We start from the raw sequence: 17,850 nt of genomic DNA on the forward strand, positions 1-17,850 counted from the left end.
AATGCAAATCAGGCACTCACGGGGTTTTACCCTGCTGGAAGTGATGTTGGTGGTGCTGCTGATGGGGCTGGCAGCTACGGCTGTGACCATGACCATGGGTAATAGTGGCCCCAAGCAGCAGTTAACTCGTGAGGCGCAGAGGTTTATGGCGGCCACCGAGACAGTGCTGGATGAAACTGTGCTCAGTGGTCAGTTTATCGGCATAGTGGTGGACAAGGACAAGTACCACTTCGTGCTGTTTAAAGAGAACAAATGGCAACCGCTGGAACAGGACCGACTGCTGGCCGAAAAGCAGTTGCCGGAAGGCATCTCGTTGTCGGTCGAGCTCGAAGGCCTGCCTTTGGTGCAGGAAGATGAAGAGCAGGACTCCTGGTTCGACGAGCCCTTTATTGAGGAATCGGACGCGGACAAAAAGAAGTTTCCCGAGCCGCAGATCATGCTGTTGCCAAGTGGCGAAATGACCGCTTTCGAGCTGAGCTTTATCGCCCGCGATAGTCAAGGCGAAACCGTAGAGGTACTGGTCAGCGGTGATAGTCTGGGGCGGCTCAAACTGGGGAGGTTCGATGATTTTGAATAAACCTGCCCGGCAAAAGGGGATGACGCTGCTGGAAGTCATAGTCGCCTTGGCTGTGTTTGCCATTGCGGCCGTGGCAATTACCAAAAGCATAGGCGATCAGATTGCCAATATGCCGATACTGGAAGAACGCACCCTGGCGCAGTGGGTAGCAGATAACCAGATGGTAGATGCCAGGTTGGAAAAGGGTTTTCCGGCCCTTGGGCGTAAAGATGGTCGCAGCGAACTGGCCGGCCAAACCTGGTATTGGCGCAAAGAAGTGGTCAAGACCACAGATGATAATTTTCGGATGATCCGTATCAGTGTCAGTGATGATGACAGATTCGGGCGGATCATCGCTCAGGTGAATTCGTATGTACTCAAGCAGGAATAGCGGTTTTACCCTGCTGGAGATGCTGATCGCCATAGCGATCTTCGCCATGCTGGGCCTGGCGGCCAACGCCGTATTGCAAACTGTGCTGAAAAACGACGAGGTCACCCGCGACTTTTCAAAGCAGCTCAAGTACCTGCAGCAGGGCTTTGGGGTGTTGGAGCGGGATCTGGGGCAGATGGTTGCCCGTACTCCCAGGCTGTTGGAAGGCGGCCGCGGCAGCACAGTGTTTCAGACCGGGACAGATATTCTGGACTCTGAGTCCGAGGCGCTGGTGTTTTTTCGCCTGGGGTGGCTCAATCCGGGTGGCTTGCTGCCAAGAGGCAGTCTGCAGTCTGTGGCCTATGTAGTGCAGGAGGGGCGGCTCGAGCGTTGGTACTACCCTTACCCCGAGCCGGAGTTTGGTGCCGAACCGATTAAAACCGTATTGATGGATAAGGTGTTATCGGTCAAATACGCGTTTTTTGTCGAGGACAAGTGGCAACGCAAGGTTGAGGCCAGCAAGTTGCCCAAGGCGATCGCCATAGAGATAGAGACAGAGGACAGAGGTATTATCACCCGCAAATTCCTGTTGCCTGTTGGGGCACCTGCGGCCGACAAACAGGACGACAATGGTGGCGACACCAACAAGGGTGACAACAACGACAATCAGAACGACGACAAGCAGGACTCCGACGGCCAGGACGGCAATAACTCAGGCCAAGGCAAGGAGGAGTTCTGATGGGAGGCAAGCAAAGAGGCGTCGCCCTGATCGTGGTATTGCTGATAGTGGCGATTGTGGCCGTGCTGGCTACCAGTATCACCGGGCGCAACCAGTTGTCGGTGCGCAGAACCTTGAATCTGGCGCAGTATGACCAGGCTTACTGGTACGCTATTTCGGCCGAAGAATTGGCGCGTAAGGTATTGAAGCAGGATTTGGATGACTCGGAAGGTCGGGTGCATCTGCAGCAATACTGGGCCATGGCGGATGTGGTTTTTCCGGCGGAGAACGGCGAGATTGGTGGCACCATTTCCGACCTTCGCAGCTGCTTTAACCTCAATGCCTTGAGTGTCAGCAGCAAAGAGGCGGCAGATGGTCAGCCGCAAAAGATGCCGCTGGCCGTCAGACAGTTCAAGGGATTGTTGGAATCCTTGGGGATGGATGAGTTCGGCGCCGAGCGTCTGACCCATACCTTGAAAGATTATCTGGACGAGGACTCGATAGCCTCGCCCTTCGGTGCCGAAGATGCCGAGTATGAAGCAAGGGTGGTCCCTTATCGGGCGGCCAATACCTTAATGAGTCACAGCAGTGAGTTACGGGCCGTTTTTGGCTTTAACCAAGAGACTTATCGCATTTTAAGGCCCTATGTTTGCGCCATACCGGGAAATGACCGACAGTTGCTGAACGTCAACACCATCAAGGTCGAGCAGGCAGCACTGCTGGCGGGAATGCTGGAAAATCAAATCTCGGTAGGCGAGGCCGAAAGTATTATTAACCAGCGCCCTGCGGGGGGCTTCGACAAGATAGAAGATTTCTGGGCGCTGGGATCGCTGACCACTATTGCCAGTAAGAATGATCAGCTCAAGTCCAGTTTCGTGGTCGACAGTAAGTTTTTCAAACTGGAGGCCAAGGCCAGGGTGGATGATGCCCTGTTCCGATTGGAGAGCATGCTGCACATAGTGGGTGGTAATCAGCTCGAAGTGTTGACCCGGCAATATGGCGGACAAGAATAACAGGACAAGCCCCTAAGCCACCAAGGCCAGGGATTGTGGAGAACAATAGTGAGTGAACGCTTATTTATCCGTTTAGGCAAAAACCTGGGCTCGCCCTGCGCCTGGGTCGTATGGTCTGAGCAGGAACAGGAGATTATTGCCTCGGGAGAGCTGGCTGATGCGCGGTCACTGGAGACTCTGGCGCAGCGAGCCGGTAATCGCCCGGTCGACGTACTGGTGCCGGCCAGTGCCCTTCAGCTCACTTCGGTTAATCTGCCGGAGAAGGGGCAACGCCAGGCTCTAAAGGCATTGCCTTTCCTGCTTGAAGACACCCTGGCCCAAAATGTTGATGAACTGCACTTTGTGGTTGGTCCCCGCGATGGCGAGAGCCTGAGTGTGGCTGTGGTTGCTCATGAGCAGATGCAAAACTGGCTCTCCTGGTTGGATGAGGCCGGGCTCAAGGTGCGTAAAATGGTGCCGGATTGTCTGGCACTGGAACGGGAATACTGTGACTGGGCCCTGATGGCCTATGAAGATCAGCTGTTGTTGCGTACCGGCGAAGGCATGGGTATGAGTATGCCCAAGGACTGGCTGCAGCCCTTGCTGCCCGGGTTGCTCGAAGAGCAGCAAACGGCGCCGAGTCTGGCCTGCTATACCGAATTTCAATGGCCAGAGCTTGAGTGTCGGCAGATGCCACTGGAGATGCCCATGCTGGTGTTGGCCAAGGGGCTACACAAGTCGCCTATCAATCTGCTGTCCGGCCCCTATGTTCCCAAGCGTGAATACAGCAAGCACTTGTTGCTATGGAAGCGGGTGGCTATCGTCGCCGCCATTGCCCTGCTGCTTGGTCTGGTCAACAAGGGGCTGAACATACATCAGATGCAGACAGAGGCCGATGAACTGAGGGCCCAGAGCGAAAGTATTTATCGTCAGGTGGTTCCCGGCAGTTCGCGGATAGTTAACTTGCGCTCGCAGCTGGAATCTCAACTCAGAACCCTGCAGGGCAGTGGTTCGGGTGGTGAGTTCTTTGCCATGCTGGATGGGCTCGAAGGTGCCTTCAAACAAGTGCCGGATCTCAAGCCCAACAGCCTGAGGTTTGATGCCGGACGCAGTGAAATTCGTATGCAGGTGACGGCCAAGAGCTATGCCCAGATAGAGCAGTTTAAAGAGCTGGCCGGGCGTAAATTCCGTCTCGAGGGCGGGGCGATGAACAGTACTGAAAATGCGGTCACCAGTACCCTGACCCTAAGGAGCAAATAAATGGAAAATTTGCGTAACTGGTGGGAATCACTGGCACAGAGGGAGCAACAGCTGGTCGCTGCCATGGCGGTGATAGTGGCTGTTGGCATCCTTTACTGGGGGATCTGGACACCGATAAGCAATGCCGAGCAGAAGGCGCAGAATAGCCTCAATGCTCAGACCCAGATGCTCAGCTTTGTGAAACAGACGGCCAATAAGATTGCCGGTATCAAACAGAGCGGTAATAGACCGGCTCTCAAGGGGAGTCTCAGCACAGTGGTGACCCAGAGCGCCGCCAGCTATGACCTGGAGATCACCCGCATGGCACCGCAGGGAAAACAGATCCAGATCTGGATGGATGAAGTGCCCTTCGATAGCCTGATCTCCTATCTTGGTGATCTGGTACAGAAACAAGGCTTGTCGCTGGATAGCCTGGATCTGGCCGAAGGTGATAGCCCTGGCATGGTGAAAGTTAGACGAATCCAGTTGTCTCAGTCGTAAGGTGTTGTCTTGAAACTGATTAGTAAAATAATACTCTGTGTGCTGATCTACCTGGCGTTTATGCTGGCACTCTTCCCTGCACGCTTGGCGGTTTCGCTGGCCCCCCTGCCGGCTAATTTGCAGCTTGGCGGTGTCAGCGGCACCATCTGGAGTGGCAGTATCGATGTGATTAAGTTGCAGCAACGTCAGTTGGAGCAACTGAGTTGGGAGCTCAGCCCCTGGGCGCTGCTGACCGGCAGAGCCAAACTGGACTTCCAACTGGGCAGCCGCGCCAGTGCCGTCAATGCCAAGGGCCAAGTCACCTTAGCTGCCGGCGGTATCAGCGCCGAGAAGCTGCGTTTTGAAGCTCCGGCCGAGTTTTTAATGGCCGGCAGTCGTCTGCCATTTCGCACTCAGGTAAGCGGTGATATCTCAGTGTTGCTCGACACCCTGGCGCAGGGGCAGCCTTGGTGTGAGGCGCTCAGTGGCAAAGTCTTTCTCAACCGGGTCGGCATCAGGAATCAGTTTGGCCAGTATCCTTTGGGAGACATAGAACTCGGCCTGCAGTGTGTTGCCGGTCAGGTGCAACTGGCGACTGATGAAGAGAAAAACGCCATAGGCGTGGCTGGCACCTTGCTGCTCAAGGCTAATGAACAACTTGAGGTCAAGGCCCGCATTCGTGAGACTCAGGCTCAGTCTGAAGATCTGAAAAAAGCTTTGCCATTTCTGGGCAAGCGAGATGCCCAGGGATATTTCCCTATCAATTACAACGGCAAGATCCCGGGCCTTTAAAGAGGCTGGCAGCCGGGTTTCTCTCGGCTGCCGTTTGTTCAGTTGAGCTTTCCCATTTAAAACCCCTGCGGTAACCCGCCAGCGCTTGCATCCAAGTCAACTAATCTGAAAATTCCCACCGCCCAGACAAACTCCGCGGCTCTGTTATTTCGTGTGAATTGGTATAACATTGTAGCCTGAGTCACATTTTCAGTTTGTCAGCGTCAGAGGCCTCTATGACAGAGCGGCAGAAGAAGCCGGAAATATTGCACACCGAAGTTGTTGCCCGCAGTCGTCTGTTTCAAATAGAACAGGTACATCTGCGTTTCTCCAATCAAGAGGAACGCCACTACGAACGGATGAAAGGCGCCAGCCGCGGCGCCGTGATGGTGGTGCCGGTTCTCAATGGTGAATGGTTACTGCTGGGCAGCGAGTATGCCGCGGGTACCCATAACTATGAGCTGGGATTCCCCAAGGGACTGATCGACCCGGGAGAGACAGCCGCCGAAGCCGCCAACCGTGAATTGCAGGAAGAGATAGGCTATGGCGCCCGCAAACTGACTAAACTGAAAGAGTTAAGCCTGGCTCCTGGGTATTTCGCCAGTAAGATGCAGATTTTCCTGGCCGAAGATCTCTACGAGAGTCGCCTGGAAGGCGATGAGCCTGAACCGATAGAACTGGTTCCCTGGCCCCTGGAGCGTTGGCAAGAACTGCTGGATATGAATGATTTTTCAGAAGGACGCAGCGTCAGCGCCTTGTTTTTGGCGATGAAACAGCTGAAACTGACTGAGTCACCCTAAAAAATTGGCCACACCCGGCCACTGACTTTTGCTTATCCGATGGAAGGCGTTTGGAGTAGTTATGAAGCCAGAAGAGTTGATAGATCACGTTATTGTCATTGCAACGGAAGCGGGACAGAAAATTCGCCAGATCTACCAACAAGGCAGTTTCAGCAAGGAAACCAAGGAAGACAACACCCCTGTCACTTCGGCCGACATCGCGGCCCATGAGATTATCTGCAGCAGCTTAAAGGCGCTGACCCCGGAGATCCCGGTTTTGTCCGAGGAAGCCGCCGATATTCCCCTCTCTGAGCGTAGCCAGTGGCGCCGCTACTGGCTGGTAGATCCCTTGGATGGCACCGGAGAGTTCATCGCCGGCAGCGGCGACTTCTCGGTCATCATTGCCCTGGTTGAGCATAACCGCCCCATCATGGGTGTGGTTTATGTGCCCATGACTGAAGTATGTTACTACGCCATAGCAGGTCTTGGCGCTTACAAACGTACCCTCCAGGCAGAGCTGAGAATTCACAGTAAGCAGTTGCCGAAAGAGCAGGATAACTCGTTGCGCCTGGCGGTCAGTCGCCGTCAGGACCCTCAGTCTGTGCTCAAGCTGTTCAACCAACCCAAGCATTGTGAACTCGTGGTGCTCGGCGGTGCGGCACTCAAGAGCTGCCTGGTCGCAGAGGGCAGGGCAGATTGCTATGTGCGGGTGGGCCCCACGGGTGAATGGGACACAGGGGCGGCGCAGATTATCATAGAAGAAGCCGGTGGCCAGTTGATGGATACCGAGCTGCAGCCCTTAACCTACAACGAGCGCGAATCGCTGGAAAATCCCAACTTTATCGTGGTCGGCTCCCCTAACCTCGAGTGGGACAAGATACTGGCCGGAGATTAATCGGATGCAGATAAGACCAATATCCAGAGCCGATCTGGATGCCGTATTGGCCTTGGAGTTGGCAACCTTCGGTGAGCACTGCTACCCGGACTTCTTCTTCCGTCAAGCACTGGATGCCTGGCCCACAGGTTTTCTGGGGGCCTTTGTCGACGGGAAACTGGCCGGTTATCTGCTGCGGGTGAGCGGTGAACAGCCGGGGCGACACTGGTTGCTGTCACTGGCCGTGTCTCCTGCGCAGCAGGGCCGAGGGATAGGCAAAAGCTTGCTCAGTACGTGCCTGGAAGACTGCCGCCATGGTGTCGATGAACTGTTACTGACGGTAGCGCCGGATAATCCCGCCCGCCATCTCTACAGCCGCATGGGGTTTGAAAACCTGGGGCTGGAAGCCGACTATTTCGGCGTCGGTGAGCACAGGTTGCTGCTGCGCTGGCAAGGTCAATAGGCGCTGGCACTTGTGGTTTGAGTGAACGCGCCTGGGCCGTGGTTGAAAACGCCCTTCGATTCAATATAGAGCCATATTCCCAAACCTTTGAATCCATTTCCTGCTTGTTTTGCCCCGTGCGCCTTTGTGCCGGAGCCCTGATACGCTCGGGGCTCTTGTGCTCCAGAGGCTGATCGCCCGATTTTCGTTAGCTTTTTTTGAAGATATTTTCCAAGGTTAATTAATGGTATTCAGCACGGGTGTCTAAAAAATATCATATTGTGAACATTGTTTTTTATTTTGAAGGCTGTTAGTCTGCTGCCATCTCTTCTCAGGAATGGACACTATGGCAAGACGCAAGGAACACAGTCATCAAGAGATCCGCCTCATGGCACTGGATGCCGTCGAGCAGTTGTTGACGCAGGAGGAATATACCAGCCTGAGTCTTAGGCGGATCGCCTCCCAAGTGGGCTATGCCCCCAGTACCCTAATCAACCTCTTTGGTAGCTATAACTATCTGCTCTTGAGTGTATCCGCCAGGGTCTTGGGGCGTCTGCTTGAGCAAATGCAGTTGGTGTGCGGACAAACATTCACATCCGGTGAGCAGCAGCTGTTGGCGTTAGGTAAGGCCTATGCCGAGTTTGCCCATAACCAACCACAGGCATTTCGTTTGGTGTTTGCCTTACATCTGGGGCCGGAAGAACCTCTGCCCGAATCGCAACAACAGTTGATTGCCGAGCTGATAGGTTTACTCGAGCAGCAACTCGGTGACTTGTTGCCAAACTTGTCCTCATCCAAGCTGGCACTCGCCAGTCGCAGCTTCTGGAGCAGTATCCATGGGCTGACCGGCCTGGCGCTGGACGATAAGCTTTTCAGTCAGGCTTCTTGGTTGCAGTTACTGACATTTCAGGTGCACTTGTGGTGGACGGCAATGCAACAGGAGGAGGGAGCATGTTCCTGAGCAAACGATTTTTACCCTATTTTGCCACTCAATGTTTGGGGGCGCTCAACGACAACATCTACAAGAATGTGTTGCTGTTGCTGGTGACCTACAGCCAGGTCGATAACCTGCCGATGAGTGTCGATCTGTTTGTTAATCTGGCGGCGGGGATCTTCATCCTGCCTTTCTTTCTGTTTTCCGCCCATGCGGGCATGGTGGCCGACAATATGGACAAGGCGCTGATGATCCGCAGGTTAAAGCTGCTGGAGCTTATCATCATGTCCTGCGCCGCCGCGGCGATTATGGCGCAAAGTTATCTGTTGATGTTGCTGCTGCTGTTTCTTACCGGCACCCAATCGGCCTACTTTGGTCCGGTAAAATACTCGCTGCTGCCGCAGGCGCTTAGAGAGGACGAGTTGGTAACCGGCAACGCCTGGGTAGAGATGGGCACCTTCCTGTCTATTTTGATAGGCACTCTAAGTGCCGGGCTGCTGGTAACCAGTGACAACGGCCTGATGTGGGCGGCGATAACTGTATCTGTGCTGGCCTTGGCCGGTTTCCTCTCCAGCCGGGCGATTCCATCACTGCCGGCGCCGTTGCCGATAGACAAGGTACGCTTTGCGCCCTTGTCCGGCACTCTGGTCAGTATCAAGCGGGTACGGCAAACGCCGTCAATCTGGATGGCGATTCTGGCAATCAGCTGGTTCTGGTTTTTGGGTGCCACCTACCTGACCCAGTTCCCCAATTTTGCCAGAGGCTCGCTGCACTCGGACGCCACTGTGGTGTCGCTGCTGTTGGCGCTGTTTTCCATAGGTATTGCGGTCGGCTCCTTTGTCTGCGAACGCTTCTCCTTTGGCCATGTAGAGCTGGGGTTGCTGCCTTTCGGGGTAGCAGGGTTAACCTTCTTTGGCTTGGATCTGCTGTGGGCCATTCCTGATTACAGCCAACTGCCGGCGGGATATCTCTACGACATAGCCGAGTTTGTCGGCCGCAGTGAACACTTCAGGCTGATGTTCGCACTGTTTATGGTAGGGGTCAGTGGTGGCCTGTTTATTGTACCTCTGTATGCCTTTATTCAGTCGCGCTCGGCCCCGGATGAATGTGCCCAGGCCATAGCCGCCAATAATATAGTCAATGCCCTGTTTATGGTGTGCTCGGCGATATTGTCGATAATATTGCTGGAGCTGGTTGGCCTGTCGATTCCTCAGTTATTTACTCTGCTGGCGGTATTCAACGCCGTGGTGGCGTTGTATGTCTATAGCCAGGTGCCTGAGTTTACGCTGAGATTTATCAGTTACCTGCTGAGCCATTTGTTGTATCGTCTCAAGGTGGAAGGCCGGGAAAACATTCCCAAGCAGGGGGCCGCCGTGCTGGTGTGTAACCATGTCAGTTACGTCGATGCCTTGGTGCTGCTGGGAGCATCCACTCGTCCGGTGCGCTTTGTGATGGACAAGAGCATAAGTGAAATGCCCTTGCTCAAGTATCTGTTCCGCCATGCCGGGGTGATCCCTATCTGCTCACCGAAAAAGTGCATTGATACCTATACCCGGGCCTTCGAGCGTATCCACCAGGCGCTGGCCAATGAAGAGTTGGTGTGTATTTTCCCTGAGGGCAGGTTGTCTCCCGATGGTGAGTTGCATGAGTTTCGGCCCGGTATCGAACAGATACTGGCAAAGGATCCTGTGCCTGTGGTGCCTATGGCGCTCAAAGGTTTGTGGGGATCTTTCTTCAGCCACAAAGATGGCCATGCCCTGACGACCCGACCAAGACGTTTCTGGTCAAGGCTTAAGGTCAATATCGCATCTCAGGTACCCGGCGCAGAAGAGAGCCGTCACTCACTGCAGCAGCGGGTAGCCGATCTGCTGGCCAAACCCGACAGCTGAGCGGTATTGCTGTTGAGGAAGGTAGGGCATAACGGACAGAGCCCGGCAGTTGCCGGGCTCTTCGGATTGAATCTCTCTTGCTTTTGAATTCATTCGGAGCGGTTTGACCGCCTCTCATCCAGCCACTGATGAATGGCCTGACGGTCACCGCGGAAGATGATCCGCTCGGCCTTTTTCTCCAGCTGGTACTGATACATGGGGTCGTAATACTTCTCCAGCAGCAGTGAGATCCACTCCAGATGTTGCTCTGTAGTGTTGCGCTGCCGCTGGGTCTGCAAGCTTGAGTCGACCAACTGCAACAGTTGATCAGTTTGCTGGTGCCCAAGGCGCTTACGTATGCCCTCGACACTCTGACGCAGATAGGCGCCGAACACCGCCATGCCTTCTTCGGCGCCATAATGCTGTTCAAAACCCCGCTGCATCTTGTGCACATACTCATCCAGAAGGCGAGGGAGTCTGGCCTCCAGTGGCTCTTCCAGCACCAATACCTGCGCCTGTTGCATGGCACTGAAGAAGACTTTGGGTATGGCACGGCGGCCAATCAGGAAGCTTTCATCTTCCAGCAGCAGGCAGGACTCTTGCCTCTCTTGATGCCGCAACAGTTCCCGAGCCAAGCTGTTTTCAAAATTGATCTGACTGGGCTGTGGCGTGACATTCTTGCCAAAGCTTGAGCCTCTGTGATTGGCAGTGCCCTCCAGATCCACTGACTCGCTGCGACTGAGAATAAACTCTGTCTTGCCTGAGCCGGTAATACCGCTGAGGATCAACAGCTGTTGCTGCTGCGGGGTGTTATCTATGGTATCGATAAGGTATTGGCGCATCGCCTTGTAGCCGCCCTGAATATAGGGCACTTCAAGACCGGCCTCGCGGATCCATTGCTGGGTCAGCTGAGATCTCAGACCACCCCGAAAACAGTAGAGGTTGGCATCAGGGTGGGCGCTGAAGAAATCCAGCCAGGCTTGAATACGTGCGGCCTTGATCTTGCCTTTGACCAGCGAATGACCGAGCTCTATGGCGGCGGCCTGTCCATGCTCTTTATAACAGGTGCCCACCTTCTGCCTTTCGCTGTCGTTCATCAATGGCAGGTTGGTGCTGGCAGGAAAGGCACCCTTGGCAAACTCAACCGGCGCCCGCAGATCGACCAGGGGACGATCGGATAGGAAGATCTCCCGGTACTCTGCAGGCGCGATTATCTGTCGACTCATATAAGCTCCACCCACTGCTGACTATCGTCGCGGCAGTCGAGCGCACCTATGCAGTGTAGCTCCAGCCCTTGACCGGTCAGCAGTTGCTGCAGTTCTGCCTCACCCTCGGCGCCGACGGCGATAAGTAAGCCGCCGCTGGTTTGCGGATCGCACAGTAAGGCTTTTTGTTGCTCGGAAACCTCGGGGAGGTGCTCACCGTAGCTGTCAAAGTTTCTGTGGGTGCCGCCCGGGATACAACCCATAGCCAGATACTCGGAGGCTTTTTCCAGCAACGGCAGTTTGGCAGTATCTATGCTGGCCTTGAGGTTGGAACCCTGACACATTTCCAGCAGGTGGCCTGCCAGACCAAAGCCCGTCACGTCTGTCATGGCGTGAACCGCGCTTACCTTGGCGACTTCGGCACCTATCTTATTGAGTTGGCACATGGCTTCGGGGGCGATATTGACGTCCTGTGGCGCCAGCTTCTTCTGCTTTTGTGCTGTGGTCAGTATGCCAATTCCCAGAGGCTTGGTGAGATAGAGCTTGTCACCCGCCTTGGCGGTATCGTTCTGCTTGAGGTGCTCCAGCGCCACTGTGCCGGTGACTGCCAGGCCGAAAATAGGCTCAGGCGCGTCTATGCTATGGCCTCCGGCCAGCATGATCCCGGCATCCATGCAGGCTTGGCGTCCGCCATCCACTACCTGCTGGGCAATCTCGGGTGACAGCTTGTTCACCGGCCAGCCCAGAATGGCAATTGCCATAATAGGCTTGCCGCCCATGGCATAGATATCGCTGATGGCATTGGTGGCAGCGATACGGCCGAAAGTGAAAGGGTCATCGACTATCGGCATAAAGAAGTCTGTGGTGCTGATAATGCCCGTGTGATCATCCAACTGATACACGGCCGCATCATCCCGGCTCTGGTTGCCGACCAACAGGCGGGGATCTTTAAAGTCCGGCAGTTGAGACGCCAAAATGGTGCTGAGGACTTTGGGAGAAATCTTGCAACCGCAACCTGCGCCGTGGCTGTATTCCGTGAGTTTTACTGACTGATCTGACATAGCCGGGTCCCTGAGTGATTGAAATAACCCCTGATCATAAACAGAAACGGCCGCAGTACAAGCCGACCGTTTCACAACTCAGGTAAATTCTGTTAAGCCGATCGCCAGGCCTTGGGAGGCTACGACAAGGTTTTAGGCTATGCTGGCTCGCAGTTGGCGCCATTGTTTTCGTTGGGCGCGAAAACGTAAACGCATTTCCGCCACCTGAGACAGCAGATGCTTATCCGCCAACTGCTGCTTGCGGGCCTCAAGCAGCGCCTTCTTGGCTTCAAAGTAGGCCAGCAAGTGGCTCTTCAATTCCTCGTATTCTGCCTGCAGCTTTTCCAGGATTTCCTCGCAATTGGGCAGATGGGCCACCTTATTCTGGGCGCGCTTGAGTTGCATCTGCAGTTTGGCGGCTTCGATGCGCTCCTGAGGGCTCTTGCGCAGGTCTTTGGTCAGGCCAAACCAGGACAGGAAACGGATCAACCACTTGGTGGGGTCGTAATGCCACCAGTGGATACCATTGCGGTAATCGTTTTCAAAGATATGGTGGAAGTTATGGTAACCCTCACCATAAGTAAACAGTGCCAGCACACCGTTGTCTCGGGCGGTGTTACGGTCTGTATAGGGTTGCTTACCCCAGATATGCGCCAACGAGTTTATAAAAAAGGTGCAGTGATGCACTACCACCAAGCGGAGCAGCCCAGCCAGCAGCAACATCGACAGGATATCGCCGTTCAACCAACCAAGCAGAGCGGGGAGGCCCACATTCATCAATAGCGCCAGCAGCAGATAATGCTTATGCTGCCACATGACTATGGCATCGTTTTGCAGATCTCTGACGTTGTTATAGTCGTGATAACGTTGTGCCTGATATTCCCTGAGCATCCAACCAATATGGCTGTACCAGAAACCCATGTTCGCTGAGTAGGGATCCTTGTCATTGTCATCCACATGCTTGTGATGGATACGGTGATCCGAAGCCCAATGCAAGGCACTGTTCTGCAACGCCAGCGCACCGCCCAAGGCAAACAGGAAACGCACGGCCGGGTGAGCCTTATAAGCCTTATGTGACCACAACCTATGGTAACCGGCGGTGATAGACAAACCACTGGCGAAGGCCAACAGTACGAAGGTGAACCACTCGCTGAGCTCAAAGCCATGGCTGATGCCTCGCCAAGGCACCAGAATACAGGCACCGGCAAACGTCAGCAGGAAGAGGATCAGGTTGGTCCAGATGAAGGGAGGTTTTTTCATTATGATGACTTCCAAAACGCTTTAAGCTAACAAGTGTACGCTAAGTTGCTATTGGAGCACAATCACAGTGACACCAGCCGAGGATGTGATTATTGAGTAAAGCCTGTATTATTTGCGCAACAGATCCAGTGAATGGAATAAAGATGGGTATCAGAGCACAGCAGAAAGAGAAAACCCGCCGCGCCTTGGTGGATGCAGCATTCAATCAACTGAGTGCCGAGCGCAGTTTTTCCAGCCTGAGTCTTAGGGAAGTGGCCAGGGAAGCCAATATAGCGCCAACCTCTTTTTACCGTCATTTCAAGGATATGAATGAACTGGGGCTGACCATGGTCGATGAAGGTGGCCTGACGCTGAGACAGATGATGCGTAAGGGACGTCAGCGCGCCGAAGCCGGCGGCAGTGTTATCCGCATCTCGGTCGACACCTTTATGGAAGTACTGGAATCCAACCCCAACGTATTCAGGATCCTGCTGCATGAACGCTCGGGCACCTCGGCCGCCTTTCGTGCCGCTGTGGCGCGGGAGATTGAACACTTTATCTCGGAACTGGCACACTACACCGAGGACACCGCCGGCCGCAGCCCTGAGTTGGCCAGGGCACAGGCCGAGGCATTGGTGACTCTGGTGTTCAATGCCGGCGCCGCCGCCCTGGATATGAAACGTGCCGATCGCAAGATTCTGGCCGACCGACTGGTGACTCAGCTGCGAATGGTGGCAACGGGCGCAGAAGCGTTGCAGCAAAAGCGTGATAGCCGCTGATAAAAATTTGCCAAAACAAAAGGGCCTTTCGGGGCCTTTTTGTTTGGTTCATCGTGGAACTCTGGGGAATGCCACTCTGACTTCCAGAAAGGAGTATTCGGTATCCTGGTAGCCATAGCCCATTCGCTTCCGTAGTTTGATTTGTTGTTCATACCTTCCAGTTGGCAGGTGTGTAACGGATGAACCGCAGAAGCAACTATGCCATGAAGATGGTTTTTAAGACGCTGGCCAAATTGGAGTAACGGCCTGATACCGCTCTTTCTGACTTGTTGCCGCCAGAGGTTCCATTGAGCTAGGCGTCAGCTTCATCTGTGCTGTCCCACATCTCTTTGAGTTGCTTCGGTAGTCCTTTCCTCTTTAACTGCAGTTAAAAAAGGAGAGGACGGCCCTCTATGAACTGGAAGGTGATGCTTATGCAGCGCCAGCAAAGCCGTTTTGCTAGTAGCTTTGCAGGTTCTGGAGTCTTGCATCCTATCGGCCAGTGTCTTATTGGGCTTGCTACACCAGTCTCATCCTAATCTATAGGCTTTCCTGGAAAGCAATACGCCCGCTTCCATGTGGTCGGTATAAGGGAACTGATCAAACAGGGCAAAGCGTTTGATCTCGTGAGTTTGACTCAACTGTTCGAGATTATCGGCCAAGGTTTGCGGGTTGCAGGAAATATAGAGAATGGACTCATAGCCCTGCACCAGATTGACTGTATCGGGATCCAAGCCGGCTCGCGGAGGATCAACAAAGATGGTGTTGCAGTCGTAAGTCTTGAGGTCAATTCCTTCCAGACGCCTGAAGCTACGCTCCCCCGTCATGGCCTGGGTAAACTCTTCGGCCGACATACGAATGATCTGCAGGTTCTCTGTGCCGTTTTGCTCAATATTGTATTGAGCGGAATCGACTGAGGGTTTAGCTAACTCGGTTGCCAGCACCTTGTTGAAGTTTTGTGCCAGGGCGATGGAGAAGTTACCGTTGCCACAATAAAGCTCAAGCAGATCGCCACTACTGTGACGGGTGCAGTCTATCGCCCATTCCAACATCTTGGTTGCCACTTGGGCATTAGGCTGGGTGAAGCTGTTTTCCACTTGTTTATAGATGTATTCCTGCTGGTTGACTTGCAGACGTTCGATGACGAAATCTCTGTCCAACACAAACTTTTGCTTGCGGGCTCGACCTATGATGTCGACCTTGAACGCTTTCCCGAGTCTCTGTTTCAACGCCTTGGCTTCATTGAGCCAGTTATCATCCAACTGCTTGTGATACAGCAGTGACACCAAAATTTCGCCAGACAGAGTAGAGAGGAAGTCTACTTGAAACAGCTTGTGTCTCAGTATGCTGTTGGGGCGCAGCTCGGCCATCAGTGCCGGCATCATCTGATTGATTAGAGCGCTGGCGGGCAGAAACTGATCGCAACGAACCTTGGCTTTTTGCTGTTGGTCAAACATATAGTAGTAGAGATCTTCCCCGTCATGCCAAACCCGGAATTCAGCCCTCATGCGATAGTGTTGTGGAGCAGAGGGGAACACTTCGAGTGCCGGTGGAGTGAAGCGGGCAAAGGCCTGTTCCAGTTTGAGGCGCTTTTGTTCCAGCTGCGCATCATATTGACTTGGGTCCATTGCTTCTAAATTCATAATATTCACTCTTGGCTTCAAACGGGGCGCAAATATTATACTACGTGGCGCTGATGTCCAGTTTCGCACCTTTGTGCTTTTGTCCAAGCTATGAAAAAATAGCGTTTCATCCGCCGTTGTGGCTTCAAGCCACGACACCCTTTGTATATCGCTTAGAGGCACAATTTGTCGCGACCCATATTGGTTTTTGACTCAGGCATAGGTGGCTTGTCTGTGCTTGGGGAGATCCGCAAACTATTACCACAGAGACAGTATTGCTATCTGTTTGATAACGCGCGCTTGCCTTATGGTGAGTTGGCGGAAGCCGAGTTGATAAGCGGATGCGTGGATTTGGTTGTGACCATAGCCAAGCAGATAGATGCCGCGATAGTGGTCATTGCCTGTAATACGGCCAGTACCTTGGTTCTTCCCGAGTTGAGAGCTCAGCTGACAATCCCGGTTGTTGGTGTTGTCCCGGCTATTAAACCGGCGGCAGCAATCTCCAAACGCAAACATATAGGTTTGTTGGCTACACCTGGCACGGTCAAAAGGGCTTACACCAAAGAGTTGATCAACCACTTTGCCTGTGATTGCCAGGTAGAGCTCTTTGGCTGTTCTGAACTGGTGCTGCTTGCGGAGGCCAAGGCAGCTGGGCTGGCTATAGATGTCGCAGCAATAAAGAAGTTACTGCAACCTGTTATTTACAGTGAACTGGATGTGCTTGTGCTTGGTTGTACGCACTTCCCTATGCTGAAACCTGAGCTACAACAAATACTGGGTGATGATATTGAGCTATTGGACTCCGGCGAGGCGATAGCGAAACGGGTAAAGAGTCTGCTGCAATATCAGCAGGAGCCGACTGCCTCACAACAAGCAGATAGTGAGTGGGCCTTTTACACCAGTGAAAAAATTACCGAAGGATTGAAATCAACGCTGGCCGAGTATGGTTTTACTCAAACGGCCAAGGCCTCGACCAGCGTGATGACATAGAACTATTATTCCTGCTTATCTGAATCTTGTGATTTGGCTTCACGAACTTTCAGGGTGCGCTCCTGAAAGATGAAGTCATTCAATTTGGTCATCGCTTTTTGAGCGCCGGACTCTGACATTTCCACAAAACCAAATCCTTTACGTCTGCCGGTCTTGCGATCTCTGACCAAGCGAACCGAATTCACCGGGCCATATTCCTCAAACAATGACTTAACTTCAGTATCGTGAGCTCTATAAGGCAGATTACCTACATAGAGAGTCATGGTTGGGCCATTGTAAGCTTCTTGTGTTTTAGCTTGAACCTGACTTGGGCTGGATGTGAAGGCATAAACTGCAGCGGCAAGGAGTGCGCCAACAGGGAAGGCCAAAAATGCAGGCAGTTGAGGCATGAGCTGGTATATCGCAAGCGCGCCCAGAATGGCGATGCCCAGCACAATCAAAAATGACTTTTGCATAAAAATGTTCTCTGTGAAGAAGAATTGATAAATTACTGTTAACAGCGGCAACTATGGTAATGAATTATTTACCTTTAAACCAGACTGATGCCGAAAAAATGACCTTTGCTCTCATTTTTCAACATAAGCAGGGCCTTTAAAGCAAGTTTTTAATGGGAAAAGACCAGTAAATAGCCGCTACGGTTAAAAGGTGGACGCTTGGCGCCGAAGCTGTCAAAAAGCACTTGCGCTATCGGCTGGCCTCCCTATAATGCGCATCCACTGACCGGGACGATGGAAGTTAACTCCCAGATAATCCAAGGTTGGCGTCAAAATGGTGATAAAAAACTTCTTGACGAACTTAAGGGAAAGCGTAGAATACGCAGCCCTGACCCGATGGGCTCCATCGCGGTCCTGCTCTTTAACAATCTATCAAGCAATCTGTGTGGACACTCACAGGCATTGAGAAATCGACAAAACGATTTAACTCGATGAAGAGTGTTCATACGAACAGAATTCATTGAGTCGATTCTTCGGAA

Annotated in this window: 19 protein-coding genes and 1 pseudogene; 14 read left to right on the plus strand and 6 right to left on the minus strand. The window is 53.3% G+C overall.

Translation table 11 applies throughout. The features are described 5' to 3' along the window. Position 1 precedes the first annotated feature (1 nt). The 12 genes from gspH to HCX89_RS16535 all read left to right on the plus strand — a co-directional run bounded on the left by gspH (position 2) and on the right by HCX89_RS16535 (position 10,044). Positions 2–577 carry a type II secretion system minor pseudopilin GspH gene (gspH, locus tag HCX89_RS16480; protein WP_025010648.1) on the plus strand — a complete coding sequence of 192 codons (576 nt, stop codon included), beginning with the start codon at positions 2–4 and terminating at the stop codon, positions 575–577. Beyond that, a complete protein-coding gene (gspI, locus tag HCX89_RS16485) occupies positions 564–947 on the plus strand; it encodes a type II secretion system minor pseudopilin GspI (RefSeq protein ID WP_037467875.1) in 384 nt (127 codons plus the stop codon). Before gspH ends, gspI begins: the two co-directional genes overlap by 14 nt. Beyond that, positions 928–1,665, plus strand: coding sequence for a type II secretion system minor pseudopilin GspJ (gene gspJ, locus HCX89_RS16490; RefSeq protein WP_156020573.1), 738 nt, complete (start codon positions 928–930; stop codon positions 1,663–1,665). Before gspI ends, gspJ begins: the two co-directional genes overlap by 20 nt. Continuing rightward, entirely contained in the window at positions 1,665–2,657 is a 993-nt protein-coding gene (gspK, locus tag HCX89_RS16495) for a type II secretion system minor pseudopilin GspK (RefSeq protein ID WP_071238911.1), read from the plus strand. The genes gspJ and gspK overlap by 1 nt, the downstream gene beginning before the upstream one ends. Before the next feature lie 48 nt (positions 2,658–2,705). Next, positions 2,706–3,896, plus strand: a complete 1,191-nt coding sequence (gene gspL, locus HCX89_RS16500) for a type II secretion system protein GspL (RefSeq protein WP_123115493.1) — start codon at positions 2,706–2,708, stop codon at positions 3,894–3,896. Then, positions 3,897–4,376 carry a type II secretion system protein M gene (locus HCX89_RS16505; protein ID WP_025010651.1) on the plus strand — a complete coding sequence of 160 codons (480 nt, stop codon included), beginning with the start codon at positions 3,897–3,899 and terminating at the stop codon, positions 4,374–4,376. It abuts the gene before it with no gap. 9 nt (positions 4,377–4,385) lie between these two features. Beyond that, complete coding sequence (locus HCX89_RS16510; RefSeq protein WP_071238913.1) at positions 4,386–5,147, plus strand: type II secretion system protein N; 762 nt, start codon at positions 4,386–4,388, stop codon at positions 5,145–5,147. A gap of 215 nt (positions 5,148–5,362) precedes the next feature. Then, positions 5,363–5,926: an ADP compounds hydrolase NudE gene (gene nudE, locus HCX89_RS16515; RefSeq protein ID WP_025010652.1), complete on the plus strand. Its 564-nt coding sequence runs from the start codon at positions 5,363–5,365 to the stop codon at positions 5,924–5,926. Between the two features lie 61 nt (positions 5,927–5,987). Beyond that, positions 5,988–6,800, plus strand: coding sequence for a 3'(2'),5'-bisphosphate nucleotidase CysQ (gene cysQ / locus HCX89_RS16520; protein WP_025010653.1), 813 nt, complete (start codon positions 5,988–5,990; stop codon positions 6,798–6,800). 4 nt (positions 6,801–6,804) lie between these two features. After that, complete coding sequence (locus tag HCX89_RS16525; protein WP_107005981.1) at positions 6,805–7,242, plus strand: GNAT family N-acetyltransferase; 438 nt, start codon at positions 6,805–6,807, stop codon at positions 7,240–7,242. A gap of 325 nt (positions 7,243–7,567) precedes the next feature. Beyond that, positions 7,568–8,182 (plus strand): TetR/AcrR family transcriptional regulator, encoded by a 615-nt coding sequence (locus HCX89_RS16530; protein ID WP_167716717.1) that lies wholly within the window; start codon positions 7,568–7,570, stop codon positions 8,180–8,182. Next, complete coding sequence (locus tag HCX89_RS16535; RefSeq protein ID WP_167716719.1) at positions 8,173–10,044, plus strand: MFS transporter; 1,872 nt, start codon at positions 8,173–8,175, stop codon at positions 10,042–10,044. The genes HCX89_RS16530 and HCX89_RS16535 overlap by 10 nt, the downstream gene beginning before the upstream one ends. 89 nt (positions 10,045–10,133) lie before the next feature. Here HCX89_RS16535 and mnmH read toward each other — a convergent pair whose 3' ends face one another. The 3 genes from mnmH to HCX89_RS16550 all read right to left on the minus strand — a co-directional run bounded on the left by mnmH (position 10,134) and on the right by HCX89_RS16550 (position 13,528). Continuing rightward, positions 10,134–11,249: a tRNA 2-selenouridine(34) synthase MnmH gene (gene mnmH, locus HCX89_RS16540; protein ID WP_167716721.1), complete on the minus strand. Its 1,116-nt coding sequence runs from the start codon at positions 11,247–11,249 to the stop codon at positions 10,134–10,136. Then, positions 11,246–12,289, minus strand: a complete 1,044-nt coding sequence (gene selD, locus HCX89_RS16545) for a selenide, water dikinase SelD (RefSeq protein WP_109248464.1) — start codon at positions 12,287–12,289, stop codon at positions 11,246–11,248. The genes mnmH and selD overlap by 4 nt, the downstream gene beginning before the upstream one ends. A gap of 132 nt (positions 12,290–12,421) precedes the next feature. Then, on the minus strand, positions 12,422–13,528 hold the full coding sequence (locus HCX89_RS16550) for a fatty acid desaturase (protein WP_167716723.1): 1,107 nt from the start codon (positions 13,526–13,528) through the stop codon (positions 12,422–12,424). A gap of 143 nt (positions 13,529–13,671) precedes the next feature. Between HCX89_RS16550 and fabR the strand changes: the two genes are divergently transcribed. Next, complete coding sequence (gene fabR, locus HCX89_RS16555) at positions 13,672–14,286, plus strand: HTH-type transcriptional repressor FabR (protein ID WP_025010659.1); 615 nt, start codon at positions 13,672–13,674, stop codon at positions 14,284–14,286. On the opposite strand, the pseudogene HCX89_RS23110 reads toward fabR, so the two are convergent. Next, positions 14,226–14,564 (minus strand): annotated as a pseudogene (locus HCX89_RS23110) (transposase); the annotation flags it as partial. The gene fabR and the pseudogene HCX89_RS23110 sit on opposite strands and share 61 nt — an antisense overlap. 231 nt (positions 14,565–14,795) lie before the next feature. Then, the gene (gene trmA / locus HCX89_RS16565; protein WP_167716725.1) at positions 14,796–15,908 is read right to left on the minus strand and encodes a tRNA (uridine(54)-C5)-methyltransferase TrmA; all 1,113 of its coding nucleotides are present in this window, start codon (positions 15,906–15,908) and stop codon (positions 14,796–14,798) included. Between the two features lie 165 nt (positions 15,909–16,073). Between trmA and murI the strand changes: the two genes are divergently transcribed. Next, a complete protein-coding gene (gene murI, locus HCX89_RS16570; protein ID WP_144133180.1) occupies positions 16,074–16,877 on the plus strand; it encodes a glutamate racemase in 804 nt (267 codons plus the stop codon). 5 nt (positions 16,878–16,882) lie between these two features. Here the strand turns inward: murI and HCX89_RS16575 are convergent, their stop codons facing one another. Beyond that, complete coding sequence (locus HCX89_RS16575; protein WP_025010662.1) at positions 16,883–17,332, minus strand: RNA-binding protein; 450 nt, start codon at positions 17,330–17,332, stop codon at positions 16,883–16,885. Between the last annotated feature and the right edge of the window lie 518 nt (positions 17,333–17,850).

This window comes from Shewanella sp. Iso12 (genome assembly GCF_012030025.1).
GTDB classification, from domain to species: domain Bacteria; phylum Pseudomonadota; class Gammaproteobacteria; order Enterobacterales; family Shewanellaceae; genus Shewanella; species Shewanella algae.